Here is a 21,307-nt window from a genome sequence, read left to right as displayed (position 1 = left end):
GGGCTGTCAGCGGGACGAAGTAGTCTTGAGCCCATGCCTGAACGCCGTACCGTCGCACTCGTCACTCTCGGCTGCGCCCGTAACGAGGTGGACTCGGAGGAGCTCGCAGGCCGCTTGGAGGCGGACGGCTGGGAGCTCGTCGAGGACGCCGGGGACGCCGACGTCGCCGTGGTCAACACCTGCGGTTTCGTCGAGGCCGCCAAGAAGGACTCGGTCGACGCGCTCCTGGAGGCCAACGACCTCAAGGACCACGGCAGAACCCAGGCCGTCGTGGCGGTGGGCTGCATGGCCGAGCGGTACGGCAAGGAGCTGGCCCAGGCCCTGCCCGAGGCCGACGGCGTGCTCGGCTTCGACGACTACGCGGACATCTCCGACCGACTGCGGACCATCCTGTCCGGTGGCATCCACGCCTCGCACACCCCTCGCGACCGGCGCAAGCTGCTGCCGATCAGCCCCGCCGAGCGTCAGGGCGCGGGCGCCGACGTGGCGCTCCCCGGGCACGCGCCCGTCGACCTTGCTCCCGTCGACCTCCCGGAAGGTCTCGCTCCGGCCTCGGGCCCCCGTGCGCCCCTGCGCCGCCGCCTCGACGGCTCGCCCGTCGCCTCGGTGAAGCTCGCTTCGGGCTGCGACCGGCGCTGCTCCTTCTGCGCCATCCCGTCGTTCCGCGGCTCCTTCATCTCGCGGCGGCCGAGCGACGTCCTGGGCGAGACGCGGTGGCTCGCCGAGCAGGGGGTGAAGGAGATCATGCTGGTCTCCGAGAACAACACCTCCTACGGCAAGGACCTGGGTGACATCCGTCTCCTGGAGACCCTGCTGCCCGAGCTCGCCGAGGTCGACGGCATCGAGCGGGTGCGCGTCAGCTACCTCCAGCCGGCGGAGATGCGACCCGGGCTCATCGACGTGCTGACCTCCACACCGAAGGTGGCGCCCTACTTCGACCTGTCGTTCCAGCACTCCGCGCCCGGTGTGCTGCGCGCGATGCGGCGCTTCGGGAGCACCGACCAGTTCCTGGAGCTGCTCGACACGATCCGTTCCAAGGCCCCGCACGCGGGTGTCCGGTCCAACTTCATCGTGGGCTTCCCGGGCGAGACCGCGGACGACCTGGCGGAGCTGGAGCGGTTCCTGAACGGTGCGCGGCTGGACGCGATCGGCGTCTTCGGCTACTCGGACGAGGAGGGCACCGAGGCCGCGACGTACGAGAACAAGCTGGACGAGGACGTGGTCGCCGAGCGGCTCGCGCGGGTGTCCCGGCTGGCCGAGGAACTGGTGTCGCAGCGCGCCGAGGACCGGGTCGGCGAGACGGTCCAGGTGCTGGTCGAGTCGGTCGACGGCGAGGAGGGCGCGTACGGCCGCGGTGCGCACCAGGCGCCCGAGACCGACGGCCAGGTGCTGTTCACGACCAGCACGGGTTTGAGTGCCGGCCTTATGGTCGAGGCGAAGGTGGTCGGCACGGAGGGCGTCGACCTGGTGGCGGAGCCGCTCCTGGGCCCGCTCGGGCGTGGTGAGGAGGCGGCCAGATGACGGGAGCCCCGGCATCCGCGGCGGGTGGTTCCGCCGGCGCCTCGGGCGCCCAGAGCGGCGCCGGCCCGGTGCGTGGCGGGAAGCTCGGCGCTGCTGCCGTCAACCAGGCCAGCATCTGGAACATCGCGAACATTCTCACCATGGTCCGCCTGGTCCTCGTGCCCGGGTTCGTCGCGCTGATGCTCATGGACGGCGGATACGACCCGGTGTGGCGCGCCTGGGCCTGGGCCGCGTTCGCCGTCGCCATGATCACCGACATCTTCGACGGTCACCTGGCGCGCACGTACGACCTCGTCACCGACTTCGGGAAGATCGCCGACCCCATCGCCGACAAGGCGATCATGGGAGCGGCGCTGATCTGCCTGTCCGGCCTGGGCGATCTGCCGTGGTGGGTGACGGGCGTCATCCTCGGCAGGGAACTCGGGATCACGCTGCTGCGTTTCCTGGTCATCCGTTACGGGGTGATCCCGGCGAGCCGCGGCGGGAAGATGAAGACGCTCGCGCAGGGCACAGCCGTCGGGATGTACGTCCTGGCACTGACGGGGCCCCTGGCGACCCTGCGGTTCTGGGTGATGGCCGTGGCGGTCGTTCTGACCGTCGTGACCGGGCTCGACTATGTAAGACAAGCCATTGTGCTGCGCAGGCGCGGAATCGCGACGCGGAAGGCCGCGGCGGAGGGGGCGGAGCGGTGAGTTCCATGGCCGCCGACGTGCTGCGACTACTCGGAGTGAGGGGTGAGACCCTCGCTGTCGCCGAGTCGTTGACCGGCGGTCTGGTTGCGGCGGAAATCACAGCCGCGCCCGGAGCGTCCAAGGTCTTCCGCGGCTCGGTGACCGCCTACGCCACTGAGCTCAAGCATGAGGTGCTCGGCGTGGACGCCGCGCTGCTGGCGGCACATGGAGCGGTGCATCCGCAGGTCGCGGCCCAGATGGCGGCCGGAGTGCGCAAGGCGCTCGGTACGGACTGGGGCGTCGCGACCACCGGTGTGGCCGGTCCCGAACCGCAGGACGGACAGCCCGTGGGCACGGTTTTCGTTGCCGTCGACGGACCGTCCCACGCGGATTCCGACTGTCCAGGTGGCGGGAAAGTGGCTGCGTTGCGGTTGAACGGCGACCGGGCGGAAATCCGTATGGAGAGTGTACGGAGCGTACTCGCACTGCTCCTGAAGGAGCTTGCGGGCGAACAGACCGGGAATGAGCGGGCACAGGATACGGAACAGAACGGGGGGACTTGATGTTTGCAGCCCTGAGTGAACACGACAGCGCTCCCCGCACGGCCGCGGCGCAAGGCGGTACGGTGGGGCGTGATGGATGCGGTTACGCGGTCCGAGGAGGGAGCCACCGATGATTCTGCTCCGTCGCCTGCTGGGTGACGTGCTGCGTCGGCAGCGCCAGCGCCAGGGCCGTACTCTGCGCGAAGTCTCCTCGTCCGCCCGAGTCTCACTCGGCTATCTCTCCGAGGTGGAGCGGGGGCAGAAGGAGGCTTCCTCCGAACTGCTCTCCGCCATTTGCGACGCGCTGGACGTACGGATGTCCGAGCTCATGCGGGAAGTGAGCGACGAGCTCGCACTCGCCGAGCTGGCCCAGTCGGCAGCGGCCGCCGAGCCGGTGCCCGCACCAGTGCGTCGACCCATGCTCAATTCCGTATCGGTGGCCGGCGTGCCGCCGGAACGGGTCACCATCAAGGCGCCCGCCGAGGCGGTGGACGTCGTCGCCGCGTGAGTGTGTGCCATGAGCGTGCGCACGGTGTGATGTACGTGACTCACGTATCGGGCCGAGGCCCGTCGTGAAGTGATGTGGGCGGGAGCCCCGGTCGGGTTCCTCCAGGAAGACTTGGAGGAGCGTCGGCCGGGGCTTTCGTGCTTTCCCGCCGTTTCCCCGTTTGCCGGTGCCGGGTGGGGCGGTCATCGTGGAAGAGGTGGGGGTCGGGGACGTACGGACGATTCTCCGCGCGAGGGTTCGTGGCGGAGGGATGCGGAGCATGCCCATGTACGTCGTGAAGAGCCCGCTGCCGGAGGCCGACCTCAAGATCGTGTCCGAGGCGCTGCAGGGCGCCCTGGTCGACCTGGTGGACCTCTCCCTGGTGGCCAAGCAGATCCACTGGAACGTGATCGGGCCACGCTTCCGTTCCATCCACCTTCAGCTCGACGAGGTCGTGGCCTCCGCCCGGACGCATTCCGACACGGTGGCGGAACGGGCCGCGACACTGGGCGTCTCTCCTGACGGACGGGCCGGAACGGTCTCCGCCACCAGCGGCATCGGCAGGACCCCCGACGGCTGGGTCAAGGACACGGACGCGGTGGGAACGCTCGTGGACGCGCTCGGTGCGGTCATCACACGGATGCGGGAACGGGTGAAGTCCACCGCCGATCCCGACCCGGTGAGCCAGGACATCTTCATCGGGATCACCGCGGATCTCGAGAAGCATCACTGGATGTTCCAGGCGGAGCACGGGTGACGGCCCTTGGCGCCTCGGTGGGTGGGGCGCGCTTGAGGGGGCGTGTGCGTGCCTGCGCGGGTGGTGTGCGCCCCATGTGATGTGAGCGTCGTATCTCAGCGGGGGCAGTGCGCCGGGCCCGCGGGCTGGGCGTTGTCCGTGCGGGTGTGGTGCGCCCCTGTGCCGGGGGTGCGCCCTGCCGAGCGGTGCGGGCGACGGCCTAGCGTCTAGCGGCGGGCCGAAGGGCGCGGAACGGCCCCGGATGGCCGGGGCGGCCTGGAGGTGGCGGCCATGCGGACAGTGCGCTGGGGGGCGGCACTGGGGCTCGGGGCGCTGTGGTGGTGGGGAGCGCTGCGGCTGGCCCTGGCGCCGGACGCGGGTCCGGTGGAGGCGGCCATAGCGGCCGGGGGGTGGGGGCTGAGCCTGCTGCCGGTGCACTGTGTGCCGAAGGGGGCCAGAGGAGCGGCGAGAGGGCCGACAGGGGAGCCGGTACCGAGGGGGAGGATGGGGGAGATGACTGGGGCGGAGCGGCGGTGACGTGGTGCCCGGGGCCCGCGATCGGTTGGGGGACCGGCGTGGGGGATCCGCGGCAACCGGCATCGTGTGCGTCCGCCCCAGTCGTCGGCCGTGGCCGCCTGGGCCTCACCAGGGCATCGCCACCCCGCCGTTCGGGCGGAGGATCTGGCCCGTCGTGAACGACGACGCGTCGGAGGCCAGGTGCAGTACGGCGTGCGCGATCTCGTCCGGTTCGCCTACCCGGCCCAGGGGCGAGAGCCGCGCCATGAACCCTTCCGTGCGTGCCTGCGCCTCGTCGTCGTGGCGGTCCGTCATGGGGGTCCGGATCCAGCCCGGCGCCACCGCGTTGACGCGGATGCCGTGCGGGCCGACCTCGGTCGCCAGGGTCTTCGTCAGCTGGACGACCGCCGTCTTCGCCACGCTGTAACACAGCAGACCGGGGCCTCCTGTGTCGACGGCGCCCGAGGCCATGGTGACGATGCTCCCCCGGGTCCCGTCCGCGATCATGAGGCGGGCCGCCTCCTGGCAGGCGTACAGCACGCCCCTGAAGTTGACGCCCCACACCCGGTCGAGGTCCTCGTCGCGGGTCTCCAGGACCGGACTGCTGTGCATGATCCCGGCGACCGCCGCCATGACGTCGAGCCGCTCACAGTCGGCAACTGCCCGGCGGAGCTGTTCGCGGTCGGTGACGTCCAGGTGGTGGGTGTGCGCGGTGCCGCCGGTGTCCTTGATGAGGGTGGCGGTCTCGTGCAGCCCCTGGGCGTCGCGGTCCGCGCAGTGCACGGTCGCGCCCGCCTCCGCGAGCAGGACGGCCGAGGCGCGCCCGATACCGCTGGCGGCGCCGGTGACGAATGCGGTGCGTCCGGTGAGGTCGTACGCCGTGACGGGCATGAGACGACCGTAAGAGAGTTTCTGACGGTCCGTCAATTGTTCGGGTCGTCAAGGGGCTGTACGGCGCGCCGGCTCGGGCTGGTCGCGCGGGTGCCCGGGGCCGGGGCCGGGCCCGTCTGGCAGGTGGGGCACCAGTAGGTGGGGCGTTCGCGGGAGCCGTCGCCCTGGTTCGCCCAACGGATGGGAGTGCGGCAGCGCAGGCAGGGGCGGGGCGCGCGGCCGTACACGAAGTGGCTCTGGTCGCGGCGGCCCGTCGTGACGCGGAGCGGGCGGTCGCGGTTGACCTCCAGGAGCTTCCTTGCCAGCGCGGGAAGCTTGGCCGCGCGGTCCTCGGGGAGCTCGCCGACGGGGAGCCACGGCGTCGCCCCGAGCAGGAAGCACAGCTCGCTCTTGTACACGTTGCCGATGCCGGCGAGGTTGCGCTGGTCGAGGAGGGCCTCGCCGAGGGGACGGGCCGGCTCGCCCAGGAGGTTGGCGAGAGCCCTGTCGGGGTCCCAGTCCGGGCCGAGGAGGTCGGGACCGAGATGGCCGACGGCCCGGTCCTCCTCCGAGGTGCGGAGCAGTTCCAGCACGGGGAGGCGGTAACCGACGGCCGTGTGGCCGGGGGTGCCGAGGACGGCCCGGATCTGGTGCGCGGGGCCGCCGGTCCAGCGCCGGCCGGCCGCGTACACCTTCCATGAGCCGTCCATCCGCAGATGCGAGTGCAGGGTCAGGCCGCCCTCGATGCGGGTGAGGAGGTGCTTGCCGCGCGGGGTGACGTCCAGGACGGTACGGCCGGTGAGATCGGCTGTCGCGTACCTCGGCACGCGCAGGTCGAAGCGGGTCAGCACGTTGCCCGCGAGGGCGCTGTGCAGCCGTCTCGCTGCCTGCCAGACGGTGTCTCCTTCGGGCATGGGTCCAGGGTGGCACGCCGGTGGACTGTGCGGTGGGTTCCCGCCGGGGTGGGCGGACCCGGTCAGGCGCGGAGCCGCAGCCCTCGTGGGGTCGCTATGAAGCCCGCTCCTTCCAGGAGGGTGCCGTAGGGGGATGTGAGGGCGGAGGCTCCGTTGACGCGCTCCACCGTGACCGTGCCCAGAGAGCCCGCGCGGGCCGACGCGGAGAGCGCCTCGGCGGCGACCAGGAGCCGCGGGTCCTCCGTGACCGTGCCGTCCGGATCGGAGGGCCAGGCGAGCAGGGTCTTGCCGCCGCGCTCCATGTACAGGGTCAGCTCGCCGTCGACCAGCACGACAAGGGAGCCCGCCTTGCGGCCCGGCTTGTGCCCGGCACCGGTCGGGGGCTCGGGCCAGGGCAGGGCGGCGCCGTAGGCGTTGGCGGGATCGGCGGCGGCCAGGACCACGCACCGGCTGCCGCCGTTGCGGCGGGTGCGGCTCAGGGGGTGGCGGGGCGGCGGGGTGTAGCCGTAGCTGTCGGGGAAGCCGGCACCGCCATCAGGGCCTGAGGGGAAATCGGCTCCGGCGTCGCGGCTTGTGGGGAAGTCTGTTCCGGCGGCGCGGCCCGCCGGGAAGTCGGCCCAGTCCTCGCGGCCCGCGGGGAAGTCCGGTGGGCCGAAGGCGGGCTCGGGCGGGGCTTCACCCCGGTCCCGGGCGTTCGCCGTCGCGCGCAGCCGGTCCACCGCGCCGTCCATCGCGAACTGGGCCGCGCCGAGCCCCTCCACCACGTACCCACGCCGGGCCTGTCCGCTCTCCTCGAAGGCGGACAGCACGCGGTACGTCGCCGAGAAGCCGCCCTCCACCCCCTCGGCGGCCACGGCGCCCCGGGTCACCACGCCGTGCCGGTCGAGGAGGGTGCGGGCGAGCGCGTGGGCGCGCACGGTGGGGTCGGGCTCATGGGCGGGGAGCAGCGACCAGCGGCCCGCGACCGTGGGTGGTCCGGTACGGGACTGGGGGCGCGCGGCGGCCGTCAGCGAGCCGTACCGGCCGCGCGGAACCGTGCGCTTGGCGCGGTGGGCCGTGGAGCCGGCGGTGCGGCCCGAGCCGAGGACGGCTCGCATCGGGGCCAGCGTGTCGTTCGTGAGCCGGCCGGACCAGGTCAGGTCCCAGATGGCGTCCGCCAGTTGGGGGTCGGTGGCGTCGGGGTGCGTGGTGGCGCGGACCTGGTCGGCGATCTGCCGGAAGAACAGGCCGTAGCCCCCGGAGAGGCTGTCGAGGACCGACTGGTGGAGCGCGGTCAGCTCCAGGGGATGCGGGGAGGGCAGGAGGAGCGGGGCCGCGTCCGCCATGAAGAGGGAGACCCAGCCGTCCTTGCCGGGGAGGGCTCCCGCGCCGGCCCAGACGATCTCTCCGGCCGCCGTGAGCTCGTCGAGCATCGAAGGGGTGTAGCCCGCGACCCGGGACGGCAGGACCAGCTTCTCCAGGGCGGAGGCCGGGACGGAGGCGCCCTGGAGCTGCTCGATGGCGCGCACCAGCCCGTCGATGCCCCGCAGTGCGTGGCCGTTGCCCACGTGCTGCCACTGGGGCAGGAACTGCGCCAGGGCGGCGGGCGGCACCGGCTCCAGCTCGTGCCGCAGCGCGGCCAGGGAGCGGCGGCGCAGACGGCGCAGCACGGCCGCGTCGCACCACTCCTGGCCGATGCCCGCCGGGTGGAACTCACCCTGGACGATGCGGCCGCCCGCGGCGAGCCGTTGCAGCGCGCCCTCCGTGACGGCCACCCCGAGACCGAAACGGGCCGCCGCCGTGGCCGACGTGAACGGGCCGTGGGTGCGTGCGTACCGGGCGAGGAGGTCGCCGAGCGGGTCCTTGACCGGCTCGGTGAAGGCCTCCGGGACACCGACCGGCAGGGCCGTGCCCAGCGCGTCGCGCAGCCGGCCCGCGTCCTCGATCGCCGCCCAGTGATCGGCGCCGGCGACGCGCACCCGGATGACACGGCGGGTCCCCGCCAGCTCCCGGGCCCACTGCGGCTCGGCGCCGCGCTCCGCCAACTCGGCGTCCGTGAGCGGGCCCAGAAGCCGCAGCACGTCCGCGACGCCCTCAGGGTCCTTGACCCGGCGGTCCTCGGTGAGCCACTGGAGCTCCCGCTCCAGCTCGGTCAGGACCTCGGCGTCCAGCAGCTCCCGCAGCTCCGCCTGACCCAGCAGCTCGGCCAGCAGCCGCGAGTCCAGCGACAGGGCGGCGGCCCGGCGCTCGGCCAGCGGGGAGTCGCCCTCGTACAGGAACTGGGCGACGTACCCGAAGAGGAGGGAGCGGGCGAACGGCGAGGGCTCCGGCGTGGTGACCTCGACGAGCCGCACCTTGCGGGACTCGATGTCACCCATCAGCTCCGCCAGGCCGGGCACGTCGAAGACGTCCTGGAGGCATTCACGGACTGCCTCAAGCACGATCGGGAACGAGCCGAACTCGCTCGCCACCTCCAGCAGTTGAGCCGCCCGCTGGCGCTGCTGCCACAGCGGCGTGCGCTTGCCGGGGTTGCGGCGGGGCAGCAACAGCGCGCGGGCGGCGCACTCGCGGAAGCGCGACGCGAACAGGGCCGAGCCGCCGACCTGGTCGGTGACGATCTGGTCGACCTCGCCCTTGTCGAACACGACGTCCCCGGCACTCACGGGCGCCCGCTCGGCGTCGTACTCCGTGCCCGCCTTCCTCGGCTCCTGGTCGAGCAGGTCCAGGTCCATCAGTCCGGCGTCGGGGAGGCGCAGCACGATGCCGTCGTCGGCGTGCATCACCTGGGCGTCCATGCCGTACCGCTCGGACAGACGCGTGCCGAGCGCGAGGGCCCAGGGGGCGTGGACCTGGGCGCCGAACGGGGAGTGCACGACGACCCGCCAGTCACCCAGTTCGTCGCGGAAGCGCTCGACGACGATCGTGCGGTCGTCGGGGACGTGGCCGCAGGCCTCACGCTGCTCCGCCAGGTACGAAAGGACGTTGTCCGCGGCCCAGGCGTCGAGGCCGGCGGCGAGCAGGCGCAGACGGGCGTCGTCCTGGGGCAGGGAGCCGACTTCGCGCAGGAACGCGCCCACCGCACGGCCCAGTTCCAGCGGGCGGCCCAGCTGGTCGCCCTTCCAGAAGGGGAGCCGCCCGGGGACGCCGGGGGCCGGGGAGACCAGGACGCGGTCGCGCGTGATGTCCTCGATGCGCCAGGAGCTGGTGCCCAGCGTGAAGACGTCGCCGACGCGGGACTCGTACACCATCTCCTCGTCGAGCTCGCCGACCCGGCCGCCGCCCTTCTTCGGGTCGGCGCCCGCGAGGAACACCCCGAACAGGCCCCGGTCCGGGATCGTCCCCCCGGAGGTGACGGCGAGGCGCTGCGCGCCCGGGCGGCCGGTGACCGTACCGGCGACGCGGTCCCACACCACGCGCGGACGCAACTCGGCGAAGGCGTCGGACGGATAGCGGCCCGCGAGCATGTCCAGCACGGCCGTGAACGCCGACTCCGGGAGCGAGGCGAAGGGGGCCGCGCGACGGACCGTGGCCAGCAGGTCGTCGACCTGCCAGGTGTCCAGCGCGGTCATCGCGACGAGCTGCTGCGCCAGCACGTCCAGGGGGTTGGCGGGGATCCTCAGGGACTCGATGGAGCCGGTGCGCATCCGCTCGGTGACCACCGCGGCCTGGACGAGGTCGCCCCGGTACTTGGGGAAGACCACACCCCGGGAGACGGCGCCCACCTGGTGGCCGGCACGGCCCACGCGCTGCAGGCCGGAGGCCACGGAGGGCGGTGACTCCACCTGGACCACGAGGTCCACCGCTCCCATGTCGATGCCCAGTTCCAGACTGGAGGTGGCGACCACCGCCGGGAGGCGCCCGGCCTTGAGGTCTTCCTCGACCAGGGATCGCTGCTCCTTGGAGACCGAGCCGTGGTGGGCACGGGCGATCACCGGGGGAGCGCCCTGGGCGGCGCCCGAACCGCCCATCAGCTCGGCGGGGGCGTGGTGCTCGTCGAGGGGCTCACCCGTCGCGCGCTCGTACGCGATCTCGTTGAGCCGGTTGCAGAGGCGCTCCGCGAGACGGCGGGAGTTGGCGAACACGATCGTCGAGCGGTGGGCCTGGACCAGGTCGGTGATCCGCTCCTCGACGTGCGGCCAGATCGACGGGCGCTCGGCGCCCTCCGAGCCGTCCGAGGCGGGGGAACCTCCCAGCTCGCCCAGGTCCTCGACCGGGACGACCACGGAGAGGTCGAACTCCTTGCCGGACTTCGGCTGGACGATCTCCACCTTGCGGTGCGGGGACAGGTAGCGGGCGACCTCGTCGACCGGCCTGACTGTCGCGGAGAGGCCGATGCGGCGGGCCGGCTTCGGCAGGAGCTCGTCCAGGCGCTCCAGGGAGAGCGCCAGGTGTGCGCCGCGCTTGGTGCCCGCCACCGCGTGCACCTCGTCGAGGATCACCGTCTCGATGCCGGTCAGAGCCTCGCGCGTGGCCGAGGTGAGCATCAGGAACAGTGACTCAGGAGTGGTGATCAGGATGTCCGGGGGGCGGGTGGACAGGGCGCGGCGCTCGGCGGCTGGGGTGTCGCCGGACCGGATGCCGACCTTGACCTCGGGCTCGGGCAGGCCCAGGCGGACGGCTTCCTGGCGGATGCCGGTCAGGGGGCTGCGGAGGTTGCGCTCCACGTCGACGGCGAGCGCCTTGAGTGGGGACACGTACAGGACGCGGCAGCGCTTCCTCGGGTCGGCGGGGGGTGGCGCGGAGGCCAGCTGGTCGAGGGCGGCCAGGAAGGCGGCGAGCGTCTTGCCGGAGCCGGTGGGGGCGACGACCAGCACGTCCGAGCCCTCGGCGATCGCCCGCCAGGCTCCGGACTGGGCCGCGGTGGGCGCGGGAAAGGCCCCCGTGAACCAGCCGCGGGTCGCGGGGGAGAAGGCGTCGAGTGCGGAACGGACCATGTGCCCATGGTGCACCCGCCCACTGACAGTGGCGCTGACCAGGGGTTTCAGGGGCGCGGGGTACTGCGCGCCCAGCCACGAGGGGCCTGCGTTCGACCACTGGCGGAACACCGTGGACCAAACTCACCCGCCGCTCGGCCACACCTTGGTGAGAATGGGGACCATGGCACGATCCGAACGGGCACGGCACTGGCGGTACCGCGAGTTGCCCGGCGTCGATCTGCTGAGGGCCCGGTACGTCGAGAAGCGGTTCGTGCGGCACACCCATGAGAACTTCGTGATCGCGGCGATCGCCGACGGAGTCGAGGTCTTCCATCACGGCGGAGCCGACCGGTACGCGGGCCCCGGAGCGCTGGCGCTGGTCAATCCCGACACACCGCACACGGGTCGCGCGGACGGGCCCGAGGGGTGGCGGTACGGCGCGGTCTATCCGGCGCCGGAGCTCGTGGCGGAGATCGCCGCCGAGACCACCGCGATCCGGGGGACGCCGGGCTTCAGCAGTCCGGTGTTCGAGGATCCGTACGCCGCCGGGCTGGTACACGAGGTCCTGAGGGCCGCGGAGGAGGGCAACGCGCTGGCCGCCGACACCTTGCTGAGGGTCGTCGTGACCCGGTTGCTGCGCCTCAACGGCGGGCCGTTGCCCCAGCGCGCCGTGCACACCGCGGGTGCCGGGAAGGCGGCACGCGCGCGTGCCGTACTGGAGGAGCGGATGGCCGACCCTCCGACGCTGGAGCGGCTCGCCGGTGATCTGGGGACGAGCCCGTTCGCGCTGCTGAGGGCGTTCCGGGAGGTGTACGGCATGCCGCCGCACGCGTGGTTGACCGATGCGCGGGTGCGGCGGGCGCGGCGGCTGCTGGATGCCGGAGTCGCTCCCGCGGAGGCCGCCGTCACCGTGGGCTTCACCGATCAGCCGCACCTCAACCGGCACTTCAGCCGGATCGTGGGGGTGCCGCCAGGGGCGTACCAGAGGGAGCGCAAGAACGTACAAGACCGGTGAGGGCGCGTTTTCCTATCGTCCGGAACGTGGCAGAACAGACAGCTTCCGCGGAGATACGCGGTGACAGTGGAGGAAAGCCGGACGCGGCCGTCGTCAGGGACGCCCTCGGGGTCGGGGTCGCGGTCGGACTGTCCGGGTTCGCCTTCGGGGTGACCTCGGCAGGAAGCGGACTCACGCTGGCGCAGACCTGTGCGCTCAGCCTCCTGGTGTTCACCGGGGCGTCCCAGTTCGCGCTCGTGGGGGCGCTCGCGGCCGGGGGCAGTCCGTTCACGGCGGCCGCGGGTGCCTTCTTCCTGGGCGTGCGCAACGCCTTCTACGGGTTGCGGCTCTCGCAGTTGCTGGCCCTCCCCCGCGCGGTGCGGCCCTTCGCGGCCCAGTGGGTCATCGACGAGACCGCCGCGGTCGCGCTCGCCCAGCCCACGCGGCGCGCAGTTCGTGTGGGCTTCGCCGTCACCGGGCTGAGCCTCTATGTGCTGTGGAACCTCACCACCCTGCTCGGCGCGGCCGGTGCCGAGGCCATCGGCGACACCGAGGCGTGGGGGCTGGACGCGGCCGGGCCCGCCGTCTTCCTGGCGTTGCTCGCGCCGATGCTGAAAGGCGGCACCGAGCGGGTCGTGGCGGGCCTCGCGGTGATCCTGGGACTGGGTTTGCTGCCCGTACTGCCCGCCGGGGTGCCGGTGCTCGTGGCCGCGCTCGCCGCGCCGGCCGTCCTGTGGGCCCATGGGCGGCGCGGTGCGGCCGCCGACGACGTGCGGGGGCCGCACCAGTGAACATCTGGATCGCGATCGGCGTGACGGCGGTCGGCTGCTACGCCGTCAAGCTCATCGGTCTCCTCGTCCCCGAGGGCGTCCTCGAACGGCCGTTCGTCCGGCGCCTGTCGGCCTTGCTGCCCGTGGCGCTTCTCGCGGCCCTCACGGCTCAGCAGACGTTCGCCGACGGGCGTCTCCTCGTGCTGGACGCGAAGGCCGCGGGGCTCGCCGCTGCCGCGCTGGCGCTGATGGCGCGCGCCCCGTTCCTGGTCGTCGTCGGCGCCGCCGTGGCGGTGACGGCAGGAGTGCGGGCGCTGGCGGGGTGAGAGGCGGAGCCGGCCCGCACGCGTGCGCAGGCGTGCGCGTGCGGGCCTTGAAGCCCTCCGACAGGTCACAGCCGCCCGTACGCGTCGAGCGTGCGCAAGGCCTCGATCGTGACGATCGGACGGCTCTCCAGGGCGGTGGTCGGGGCCCACTGGCGCCACCGGACGGGCCAGCCGCCGTCCTCCTGCTGCTCGCTCACCAGGAAGTCCAGCGAGCGGGTCATCTCCTCGTCGGTGAACCACAGGCGCGCGAGGGAGCCCGGAGCGCGTGCGAAGTCGTGCGGGAAGTGGTGCTCGCCCGGCGCGTAGCCGGGCGACACCGGGTACGTCTCCAGGTGGTCCGGGTCCAGCGCCGCCAGGCGGTGCTCGCGGACCATGCGGCCGAGCCGGTCGGCGGCCGCCTCCGCGCGCGAGCGGTCGGGCGCCGAGTCCAGGAACGCCACGGCCGCCTCGATCTCGTACGGATGCGACTTCTCCAGGGACTCGACCACCTGCCAGCAGAAGTCGGTGGCCCGGAACAGCCACGCGTGCCACACCTCGTTGTGGTGCAGCAGGCCCACCACGGGGCCGGTCGCCAGGAGATCGCTGGGCGGGTCGTCCACGACGGTGATGAAGGGGGCCGTCGGATAGCCCCGCTGCACGGGATGGACCGCCGGGAGGGCGCCGTCCGGGGTCGACACGGACGTCAGATAGCGGCACACGCGTTCCGCCCGCTGTCCGCCGCAGCGCCCGATCGAGTCCAGGACGCGCAGCGCGTGCCCGGTGTGCAGCGGCTGGCTCACCGGCCCGCGCAGATCGGGTTCGAGCGCGTGGCCGTACCCCTCGTCGTCGTTGCGGTAGGCGGTCAGCGCGGTCTCCACCGCGTCGGCGCTCCCACCGAGGAAGTGGTAGGCGAAGCGGCGCTGCTCCAGCACGCGCGCGGTGAGCCAGACGAACTGTTCGGCGCGGGCGAGCGGGCTGTGCGCCGGGGGCGTCGGGGGCGTCGGGGGGAGTGGGGATGCTCCGGTTTCGGCCATGCGTTAGACCGTAGAGCGGAAAGCGGTCTCGGCAGGCCGTCCCGGCTCGGCCCACCCCCTGGGGCGGGATACTGGAGTCATGCGGTTGACGGTCTTCTGGCAGCGGATGGCGGATCACTTCGGCGAGGGGTACGCCGACACGTTCGCGCGCGACCACGTGATGTCCGAACTGGGCGGACGGACCGTGCACGAGGCGCTCGACGCCGGCTGGGAGGCCAGGGACGTGTGGCGCGTGGTGTGCGCGACCATGGACGTTCCGGACGAACGGCGCTGAACCCGCCCGAAAGTGTGCGGGCGGGCAACGAGCACCGTCACGGGGTTCCGGAGGCGGGGACCGATTGTCGGCGGCGTGAGCGAGACTTGCTCCGTGGCTTCCACAGACGAGACCGCCGCTCGCGCGGACGAGACCGCGCAGGTCGACCAGCAGGCATCCCCGCCCGGCACCACGCCGCCCACCCGCCCCCCGTCGGGTGATGACGCGGCGCGGGCACGCATGCCGCGCTGGCTGCCGCGCGCCATGGTGCTGGCGCTCTCGCTCGTCGCCGTGTTCCAGCTGGGCAACTGGGCGTTCCACCAGCTCATCGGGCTGCTGATCAACATCCTCATCGCGTTCTTCCTCGCGCTCGCCATCGAGCCCGCGGTCAGCTGGATGGCCTCGAAGGGACTGCGCAGGGGCTTCGCCACCTTCCTCGTCTTCTTCGGCACGCTGATCGCGGCGGCCGGGTTCGTCACGCTCCTCGGCTCGATGCTCGCGGGCCAGATCATCAAGATGATCGAGGGCCTCCCCGAGTACCTCGACTCCGTCATCAGCTGGGTCAACACGACCTTCCACACCGAGCTGAAGCGGGTGGACATACAGGAGGGCCTCCTCCGCTCCGACTGGCTCAAGAGGTACGTGCAGAACAGCGCCACCGGTGTCCTGGACGTCTCCGCGCAGGTCCTCGGCGGCCTCTTCCAGTTGCTGACGATCGCGCTGTTCTCGTTCTACTTCGCCGCCGACGGCCCCCGGCTGCGGCGCGCCCTGTGCTCCGTGCTGCCGCCAGCGAAGCAGGCCGAGGTGCTGCGCGCCTGGGAGATCGCGGTCGACAAGACCGGTGGCTATCTGTACTCGCGCGGCCTGATGGCGCTGATCTCCGGGATGGCCCACTACGTCCTGCTGGAGTACCTCGGGGTGAACTACGCCCCCGTGCTCGCCGTCTGGGTCGGCATGGTCTCCCAGTTCATCCCCACCATCGGCACCTACCTCGCGGGTGCCCTGCCGATGCTGATCGCCTTCACGGTCAACCCGTGGTACGCGCTGTGGGTGCTGATCTTCGTCGTGATCTACCAGCAGTTCGAGAACTACGTGCTGCAGCCCAAGCTGACCGCCAAGACCGTCGACGTCCACCCGGCGGTCGCCTTCGGGTCGGTCATCGCGGGCACCGCGCTTCTCGGCGCCGTGGGCGCTTTGATCGCCATCCCGGCGGTCGCCACCCTGCAGGCGTTCCTCGGGGCCTACGTGAAGCGGTACGACGTCACGGACGACCCCCGTGTGCACGGCCACCGCAAGCGGACTCCGGGCAACGCCCTTGCCCGCCTGCGCCGGTTGCTCGAGCCGAGGCGGGAGCGGGAGCGGGAGCCGCGAGCGGAGCAGTCGCCGGGACGGGAGCCGCAACCGGAGCAGTAGCTGGAGGGGCAGCCGAAAGCGGAGCAGTAGCTGGAGCGGCAGCCGGGCCGCAGCCGGGGAACGGCGCTTCCGCTGCGCTTGACACGGAAATCGAACATCCGTTCTTATGGGGTCTCCGGTGGGAACCCCGGCGGGGATTTCGGCAGGGTTTTCGCGGAGATGTACCCGAGTTATCCACAGGCGGGACGGGCGTCGGGGCCCATTGTCAGTGGCAGGCGTTAGCGTCTTTCACGTGAAGCGATCGACTCAAGCAAATCGGGTGGAACCCATGGCAGGAACCGACCGCGAGAAGGCGCTCGACGCCGCGCTCGCACAGATTGAACGGCAATTCGGCAAGGGCGCGGTCATGCGCATGGGCGAGCGGTCGAAGGAGCCCATCGAGGTCATCTCGACCGGGTCCACCGCCCTCGACGTGGCCCTCGGCGTGGGTGGTCTGCCCCGCGGCCGTGTCGTGGAGATCTACGGCCCGGAGTCCTCCGGTAAGACGACCCTGACCCTGCACGCGGTGGCGAACGCTCAGAAGGCCGGCGGCCAGGTCGCCTTCGTGGACGCGGAGCACGCCCTCGACCCCGAGTACGCGAAGAAGCTCGGCGTCGACATCGACAACCTGATCCTGTCCCAGCCGGACAACGGCGAGCAGGCGCTGGAGATCGTGGACATGCTGGTCCGCTCCGGCGCACTCGACCTCATCGTCATCGACTCCGTCGCCGCGCTCGTCCCGCGCGCGGAGATCGAGGGCGAGATGGGCGACAGCCACGTGGGTCTGCAGGCCCGTCTGATGAGCCAGGCCCTGCGGAAGATCACCAGCGCGCTCAACCAGTCCAAGACGACCGCGATCTTCATCAACCAGCTCCGCGAGAAGATCGGCGTGATGTTCGGTTCCCCGGAGACCACGACCGGTGGCCGGGCGCTGAAGTTCTACGCCTCGGTGCGCATCGACATCCGCCGCATCGAGACCTTGAAGGACGGCACGGAGGCGGTCGGCAACCGCACCCGCTGCAAGGTCGTCAAGAACAAGGTCGCGCCGCCCTTCAAGCAGGCCGAGTTCGACATCCTCTACGGCCAGGGCATCAGCCGCGAGGGCGGCCTGATCGACATGGGCGTGGAGCACGGCTTCGTCCGCAAGGCCGGCGCCTGGTACACGTACGAGGGCGACCAGCTCGGCCAGGGCAAGGAGAACGCGCGCAACTTCCTGAAGGACAACCCCGACCTCGCCAACGAGATCGAGAAGAAGATCAAGGAGAAGCTGGGCGTGGGGGTGCGGCCGGAGGAGCCCGCCGCCGAGCCGGGCGCGGACGCGGCGACCGCCACCGCCGCGGACGAGGCCGCCAAGACGGCACCCGCTGCGGCGGCCAAGGCCCCCAAGTCCAAGGCCGCGACCGCCAAGAGCTGATCCTTGACTCGGCGAACGGACTGGGACGAGTACACCTGTCCGCTTACCCCTGAGGACGAGGGGCTCAGGGGTGACGGAGACGTCACCGAAGCCAAGCGGTACGGCGAGGAGCCGGCCGGCGACGGCTGGTCGGACGGGCACACGAGCTGGTCGGACGGCGCTACCGGCCATGGCGACGATCGTCCTCGTGGCGGGGGCCGACTGGGCGTTGGCGATGACCCGGGCGGCAGGCGTGGCCGTGGGCGGCGCGCACGTGGCAGCGGCGGGTCGTCCGGGGCCTCACAGGACGGAGGCTCCCCTTTCTCGTCGAGGGCCGAGAAGAGGGAGTCCCCAGGGGACCCGGCTGAGCGGGCGCGGGCGATCTGTCTGCGCCTGCTCACCGGGACCCCGCGCACGCGGAAGCAACTCGCGGACGCGTTGCGCAAGCGGGAGATCCCCGAGGACGTGGCGGACGAGGTGTTGTCACGGTTCGAGGAGGTCGGCCTGATCAATGACAGCGCGTTCGCGGACGCCTGGGTGGAGTCCCGGCACCACGGCCGGGGGCTGGCCCGGCGGGCCCTCGCCCGGGAGCTGCGGACGAAGGGGGTGGACTCGACGCTCATCGACGAGGCCGTCGCCCAGCTCGACTCCGAGCAGGAGGAGGCCACGGCGCGCGAACTCGTCGCCCGCAAGCTGCGTTCCACGCGTGGCCTGGACCGCGACAAACGCCTGCGGCGCCTGGCCGGCATGCTCGCCCGCAAGGGCTATCCCGAGGGCATGGCCCTCCGGGTGGTGCGGCAGGCACTGAAGGAAGAGGGGGAGGACCCGGAGGGGCTGGGAGACGACGGGTTCTGACCAGCCGCCGACAGCCGCCGGCTTCAGCCCCCATCAACCGTCAACTTCAGCTCCCGCCGGCCGTCGACTGAAGCTCTTACCCGCCGTCACCGCGGCTCCTGGGACGCCACCGGCAACCCAGCCGCCCTCCAGGCCTGGAAGCCGCCCGCAAGGTCGGTCGCCCGGTGCAGTCCCAGGTGCCGCAGGGACGCGGCGGCGAGGCTGGAGGCGTAGCCCTCGTTGCAGATGACCACGATGCGGAGGTCGTGGCTCGTGGCCTCGGAGGCGCGGTGGCTGCCCTGCGGGTCGAGGCGCCACTCCAGTTCGTTGCGTTCGATGACCAGGGCGCCGGGGATGAGGCCGTCGCGGTCGCGCAGGGCGGCGTAGCGGATGTCGACCAGGAGAGCCGTGCCCGCCTGGGCGGCTTCGTACGCGTCCTTCGGTTCGACGCGGTCGAGCCCTTCGCGGACACGCTCCAGCAACTCGTCGATCCCTAGAGGGCGTTCGACGGTGGGGTCGCCCTCGGTGGTGCTCACTGCCAGTCCTCCGGGCGCTCGACCTGCTCCAGGCGGAGCACCGGACCCGTGCGGCTGTAGCGGCGGATCCGGGGGAGGGGCGGGTAGTAGGCGTGGACGGAGATCGCGTGCTGCTCGGTGGACTCGTTGAGCACCTCGTGCACGTGGTGGCGGCCGAACGCCCGGCCCTTGCCTGCCGGCAACTGCCGTACGCGGTCCACGTCTTCGTCGAGTTCCAGGGTCTTCCAGCCGTCGGTGGGCAGCCGGGCGGCGAGCGAGTTCTCCGTCAGCTCACCGGACGCGGTGACGAAGGCGCCCACGGAGTCGGCGTGGTCGTGCCAGCCCGTCCCGGTGCCGGGTGGCCAGCCGATCAGCCAGGCCTCGCTGCCGCCGGGGCCGTCGAGACGTACCCAGGTGCGGCCTTCGGGGTCGAGGGGGAGGGAGGCGATCAGCCCGGCGTCGGCGGCCGTACGGCGCGCGAAGTCGAGCAGGTCCGCCTGGGTCGGGGCGGAGACGGGGGAAACGGGGGAGGCAGGGGCCGGGGAGGGCGCGGTGCGGGAAACAGACACAGGTACCGTCCTGAGAAGCTGATGAGCGTTCGCGAGGGGGCGCGCGGACCGAGAGCGGGCGCGCGGAGAAGGAGAAAGAGATGCGAATTCAGCAGGACGGATGACACACGCAGCCCGCGTAGCGGACGAGGTCCATATGGACCCTCCGCCACAGGTGCACACAGGTGTCGGTCACGATCCGGAGTACACCATGGTCGCGGAGACGGGTCAACTCACAGTCACTCCGTGGACCTCACGGTGACGGTGAGTCCGGCGCACCGGACGCTCCCGCCCCCGCTTTCGAATTCCCCGAGCCGCCTGAGCCGCCTGAGCCGCCTGAGCCGTCCGAGCCGCCCGGCCCGTCCGAGACATTAGATCCGCCCAGCGTCGCCTCCGCCGCCGCGTACAGGTCCGCCGGGCGCACCCCGCTCAACGCGGTGACCAGATGGCCGTCGGGGCGGACCAGCAGGACCGTGTGCGCGGCGGCGCCCGGGTAGCTCTCGGCGACCAGCAGTTCAGCGGGGCGCGGCAGCGCGGTCACCGCGGCCGCCAGCCGAGGCATGATCCCGGCGCTCACCCAGTGCTTGCGGGCCCACACCCCCGTGCCCGGTGCGATCAGCACGACCAGCATCGCCCCGCGCCCGAGCCGGTCCCGCAGCTGGACGAAGGTGCCGTCCTCGGCGGTCACCCGCACGTCGACGACCTGCGCACCCGGGGCCGTGCCGACGGCCGTCTCCGACTCGGCGTGGGGAGGCGCGAGCGGTGAATCGGCGTACGTCCCGGGCGCGCCCAGCGGGCCGCGTCCCAGATGGCCGTCCGTGAGCAGCGCGTCGTGGCCGCGGGACGAGCCGGGGACGTACGACCGCAGCCCCTTGCCGCCGCGCAGCAGGGGCAGTGCCTGGTCGGCGGCGCGCAGCCGGGCGGCGACGATCCCGCGTCGCTCCGTCTGGTAGCTGTCGAGCAGCGCCTCGTGGGGGCCGTGGTGCCAGGCCAGCGCCAGCTTCCAGGCGAGGTTGTCGGCGTCCCGCAGCCCCTCGTCGAGGCCCTGGGTGCCGAGCGCGCCCAGCAGGTGTGCGGCGTCCCCGGCGAGGAAGACCCGGCCGGCCCGCCAGCGGCGGGCGAGGCGGTGGTGGACGGTGTGGACTCCGGTGTCCAGCAGGTCGTACGGAGGCGTGGAACCCGAGTTCCAGCCCGCGAGGGTCTCCCGGATGCGTGCCACCAGCAGGTCCGGTGTGACCAGGTCCTTGCCGGGCGGCAGCAGCCAGTCCAGGCGCCACACGCCGTCGGGGAGGGGACGGGCGGTGATCTCCCCGGCCGAGGGCCCGGACGTCCGCCACGGCGGCGCGCGGTGCAGCAACGCTTCTTTGGACCACGGAAGTTCCGTCCGCAGTGCCGCCACGGCGTGCCGCTCCACGGCTGTACGTCCGGGGAAGCGGATGTCCTGGAGCTTGCGCACGGTGGAGCGGGGGCCGTCGCAGCCGATGAGGTAGCTGCCCCGCCACCAGGTGCCCTTGGGGCCGCGGGTGTGCGCGGTGATGCCCGACGGCTCCTGCTCGATGGAGTCCAGGCGGCTCTCCACGGCCACCTTGACCAGCCGCTCCTCGGCGATGGCGTCACGCAGCGCGCCCGTCAGCACGTGCTGGGCGAGATGCAGCGGGGCGGGTCCCGCGGACGTCTCCGTAACGTCCTCCGTGGCAGCACGCTCCAAGCCCGCGGCCCCGGCCTCGCCGGACGCGCCGTCGAAGCGGACGTTGCGCATCACCTGACGGCGGCGCACGGAACGCCACCCGGACCAGGCGAGTCCGGCCTGGGCCAGCGGAAACCCGGTCAGCCGCGTCAGGAGCGCGGTCGTGTCCTCCCGCAGGACGACCGTGCGCGCGAGGCGCTGTTCGTCCTTGCCGGGGCCCTCGTCGAGGACCACGGACGGGACCTCCTGGCGCGCGAGCGCGAGGGCGAGCGTGAGCCCGACGGGCCCCGCTCCCACGATGATCACCGGGTCCACGGCGCGGTGCCCCCTGCCTGGAGCGGTGTCCTGCGGAACTTTCGGGAACATCCAGATGGAGCGGGGTGCACGATCACAGAACGTATGCAACCCACTGCCGGTGTTTGCGTCAAGC

At 72.3% G+C, this 21,307-nt stretch carries 21 protein-coding genes; 13 read left to right on the top strand and 8 right to left on the bottom strand.

Features of this window, described 5'->3' with window-relative positions; translation table 11 throughout:
* Positions 1-33: 33 nt before the first annotated feature.
* The 6 genes from rimO (at position 34) to ACZ49J_RS27120 (ending at position 4,494) form a co-directional block, all read left to right on the top strand.
* Entirely contained in the window at positions 34-1,521 is a 1,488-nt protein-coding gene (gene rimO / locus ACZ49J_RS27145; RefSeq protein WP_467452015.1) for a 30S ribosomal protein S12 methylthiotransferase RimO, read from the top strand.
* Positions 1,518-2,213: a CDP-diacylglycerol--glycerol-3-phosphate 3-phosphatidyltransferase gene (gene pgsA / locus ACZ49J_RS27140; protein WP_467452014.1), complete on the top strand. Its 696-nt coding sequence runs from the start codon at positions 1,518-1,520 to the stop codon at positions 2,211-2,213. Before rimO ends, pgsA begins: the two co-directional genes overlap by 4 nt.
* The gene (locus tag ACZ49J_RS27135; RefSeq protein ID WP_467452013.1) at positions 2,210-2,755 is read left to right on the top strand and encodes a CinA family protein; all 546 of its coding nucleotides are present in this window, start codon (positions 2,210-2,212) and stop codon (positions 2,753-2,755) included. Before pgsA ends, ACZ49J_RS27135 begins: the two co-directional genes overlap by 4 nt.
* Positions 2,756-2,864: 109 nt before the next feature.
* Positions 2,865-3,242, top strand: a complete 378-nt coding sequence (locus ACZ49J_RS27130) for a helix-turn-helix domain-containing protein (RefSeq protein ID WP_152791243.1) — start codon at positions 2,865-2,867, stop codon at positions 3,240-3,242.
* Between the two features lie 265 nt (positions 3,243-3,507).
* Positions 3,508-3,978 (top strand): Dps family protein, encoded by a 471-nt coding sequence (locus ACZ49J_RS27125; RefSeq protein ID WP_467452030.1) that lies wholly within the window; start codon positions 3,508-3,510, stop codon positions 3,976-3,978.
* Between the two features lie 270 nt (positions 3,979-4,248).
* Positions 4,249-4,494 carry a hypothetical protein gene (locus ACZ49J_RS27120; protein WP_467452012.1) on the top strand — a complete coding sequence of 82 codons (246 nt, stop codon included), beginning with the start codon at positions 4,249-4,251 and terminating at the stop codon, positions 4,492-4,494.
* Between the two features lie 105 nt (positions 4,495-4,599).
* Here ACZ49J_RS27120 and ACZ49J_RS27115 read toward each other — a convergent pair whose 3' ends face one another.
* The 3 genes from ACZ49J_RS27115 to ACZ49J_RS27105 form a co-directional block, all read right to left on the bottom strand.
* Complete coding sequence (locus ACZ49J_RS27115) at positions 4,600-5,364, bottom strand: SDR family NAD(P)-dependent oxidoreductase (protein WP_467452011.1); 765 nt, start codon at positions 5,362-5,364, stop codon at positions 4,600-4,602.
* Between the two features lie 32 nt (positions 5,365-5,396).
* Positions 5,397-6,257 carry an Fpg/Nei family DNA glycosylase gene (locus ACZ49J_RS27110; protein ID WP_467452010.1) on the bottom strand — a complete coding sequence of 287 codons (861 nt, stop codon included), beginning with the start codon at positions 6,255-6,257 and terminating at the stop codon, positions 5,397-5,399.
* Between the two features lie 62 nt (positions 6,258-6,319).
* Complete coding sequence (locus ACZ49J_RS27105) at positions 6,320-11,170, bottom strand: ATP-dependent helicase (protein ID WP_467452009.1); 4,851 nt, start codon at positions 11,168-11,170, stop codon at positions 6,320-6,322.
* A gap of 163 nt (positions 11,171-11,333) precedes the next feature.
* Between ACZ49J_RS27105 and ACZ49J_RS27100 the strand changes: the two genes are divergently transcribed.
* Genes ACZ49J_RS27100 through ACZ49J_RS27090 form a run of 3 tightly spaced genes read left to right on the top strand, consistent with a single transcriptional unit; the run spans position 11,334 to position 13,242 of the window.
* Positions 11,334-12,167 (top strand): AraC family transcriptional regulator, encoded by an 834-nt coding sequence (locus tag ACZ49J_RS27100; RefSeq protein ID WP_467452008.1) that lies wholly within the window; start codon positions 11,334-11,336, stop codon positions 12,165-12,167.
* Between the two features lie 26 nt (positions 12,168-12,193).
* Entirely contained in the window at positions 12,194-12,937 is a 744-nt protein-coding gene (locus ACZ49J_RS27095; RefSeq protein ID WP_467452007.1) for an AzlC family ABC transporter permease, read from the top strand.
* On the top strand, positions 12,934-13,242 hold the full coding sequence (locus tag ACZ49J_RS27090) for an AzlD domain-containing protein (protein WP_467452006.1): 309 nt from the start codon (positions 12,934-12,936) through the stop codon (positions 13,240-13,242). The genes ACZ49J_RS27095 and ACZ49J_RS27090 overlap by 4 nt, the downstream gene beginning before the upstream one ends.
* A 65-nt stretch (positions 13,243-13,307) precedes the next feature.
* Here the strand turns inward: ACZ49J_RS27090 and ACZ49J_RS27085 are convergent, their stop codons facing one another.
* On the bottom strand, positions 13,308-14,255 hold the full coding sequence (locus tag ACZ49J_RS27085) for a hypothetical protein (RefSeq protein ID WP_467452005.1): 948 nt from the start codon (positions 14,253-14,255) through the stop codon (positions 13,308-13,310).
* A 79-nt stretch (positions 14,256-14,334) separates the two neighbouring features.
* On the opposite strand from ACZ49J_RS27085, the gene ACZ49J_RS27080 reads away from it, so the two are divergent.
* The 4 genes from ACZ49J_RS27080 (at position 14,335) to recX (ending at position 18,148) form a co-directional block, all read left to right on the top strand.
* Positions 14,335-14,529, top strand: a complete 195-nt coding sequence (locus tag ACZ49J_RS27080; RefSeq protein ID WP_467452004.1) for a DUF3046 domain-containing protein — start codon at positions 14,335-14,337, stop codon at positions 14,527-14,529.
* Positions 14,530-14,622: 93 nt separating this feature from the next.
* A complete protein-coding gene (locus ACZ49J_RS27075; protein WP_467452003.1) occupies positions 14,623-15,921 on the top strand; it encodes an AI-2E family transporter in 1,299 nt (432 codons plus the stop codon).
* A gap of 268 nt (positions 15,922-16,189) precedes the next feature.
* Positions 16,190-17,314, top strand: coding sequence for a recombinase RecA (gene recA, locus ACZ49J_RS27070; RefSeq protein WP_467452002.1), 1,125 nt, complete (start codon positions 16,190-16,192; stop codon positions 17,312-17,314).
* Positions 17,315-17,317: 3 nt separating this feature from the next.
* On the top strand, positions 17,318-18,148 hold the full coding sequence (recX, locus tag ACZ49J_RS27065) for a recombination regulator RecX (protein WP_467452001.1): 831 nt from the start codon (positions 17,318-17,320) through the stop codon (positions 18,146-18,148).
* An 86-nt stretch (positions 18,149-18,234) separates the two neighbouring features.
* Here the strand turns inward: recX and ACZ49J_RS27060 are convergent, their stop codons facing one another.
* The 4 genes from ACZ49J_RS27060 to ACZ49J_RS27045 all read right to left on the bottom strand — a co-directional run bounded on the left by ACZ49J_RS27060 (position 18,235) and on the right by ACZ49J_RS27045 (position 21,192).
* Entirely contained in the window at positions 18,235-18,663 is a 429-nt protein-coding gene (locus tag ACZ49J_RS27060) for a rhodanese-like domain-containing protein (RefSeq protein ID WP_467452000.1), read from the bottom strand.
* Complete coding sequence (locus ACZ49J_RS27055; RefSeq protein WP_467451999.1) at positions 18,660-19,211, bottom strand: cupin domain-containing protein; 552 nt, start codon at positions 19,209-19,211, stop codon at positions 18,660-18,662. Before ACZ49J_RS27055 ends, ACZ49J_RS27060 begins: the two co-directional genes overlap by 4 nt.
* Positions 19,212-19,299: 88 nt before the next feature.
* A complete protein-coding gene (locus tag ACZ49J_RS27050; RefSeq protein ID WP_398973100.1) occupies positions 19,300-19,371 on the bottom strand; it encodes a putative leader peptide in 72 nt (23 codons plus the stop codon).
* 72 nt (positions 19,372-19,443) lie between these two features.
* Positions 19,444-21,192: an FAD-dependent monooxygenase gene (locus ACZ49J_RS27045; RefSeq protein WP_467451998.1), complete on the bottom strand. Its 1,749-nt coding sequence runs from the start codon at positions 21,190-21,192 to the stop codon at positions 19,444-19,446.
* Positions 21,193-21,307: the final 115 nt, after the last annotated feature.

Source organism: Streptomyces sp. NPDC030840, assembly GCF_055572015.1.
This window is presented reverse-complemented; position numbering and strand designations above follow the sequence as displayed.

What these genes read in the sequence shown, in the direction of transcription:
- rimO (WP_467452015.1), top strand. Translation starts at nt 34, where the DNA reads ATGCCTGAACGCCGTACCGTCGCACTCGTCACTCTCGGCTGCGCCCGT.
- pgsA (WP_467452014.1), top strand. Translation starts at nt 1,518, where the DNA reads ATGACGGGAGCCCCGGCATCCGCGGCGGGTGGTTCCGCCGGCGCCTCG.
- ACZ49J_RS27130 (WP_152791243.1), top strand. Translation starts at nt 2,865, where the DNA reads ATGATTCTGCTCCGTCGCCTGCTGGGTGACGTGCTGCGTCGGCAGCGC.
- ACZ49J_RS27125 (WP_467452030.1), top strand. Translation starts at nt 3,508, where the DNA reads ATGTACGTCGTGAAGAGCCCGCTGCCGGAGGCCGACCTCAAGATCGTG.
- ACZ49J_RS27120 (WP_467452012.1), top strand. Translation starts at nt 4,249, where the DNA reads ATGCGGACAGTGCGCTGGGGGGCGGCACTGGGGCTCGGGGCGCTGTGG.
- ACZ49J_RS27115 (WP_467452011.1), bottom strand. Translation starts at nt 5,364, where the DNA reads ATGCCCGTCACGGCGTACGACCTCACCGGACGCACCGCATTCGTCACC.
- ACZ49J_RS27110 (WP_467452010.1), bottom strand. Translation starts at nt 6,257, where the DNA reads ATGCCCGAAGGAGACACCGTCTGGCAGGCAGCGAGACGGCTGCACAGC.
- ACZ49J_RS27105 (WP_467452009.1), bottom strand. Translation starts at nt 11,170, where the DNA reads ATGGTCCGTTCCGCACTCGACGCCTTCTCCCCCGCGACCCGCGGCTGG.
- ACZ49J_RS27100 (WP_467452008.1), top strand. Translation starts at nt 11,334, where the DNA reads ATGGCACGATCCGAACGGGCACGGCACTGGCGGTACCGCGAGTTGCCC.
- ACZ49J_RS27085 (WP_467452005.1), bottom strand. Translation starts at nt 14,255, where the DNA reads ATGGCCGAAACCGGAGCATCCCCACTCCCCCCGACGCCCCCGACGCCC.
- ACZ49J_RS27080 (WP_467452004.1), top strand. Translation starts at nt 14,335, where the DNA reads ATGCGGTTGACGGTCTTCTGGCAGCGGATGGCGGATCACTTCGGCGAG.
- recA (WP_467452002.1), top strand. Translation starts at nt 16,190, where the DNA reads ATGGCAGGAACCGACCGCGAGAAGGCGCTCGACGCCGCGCTCGCACAG.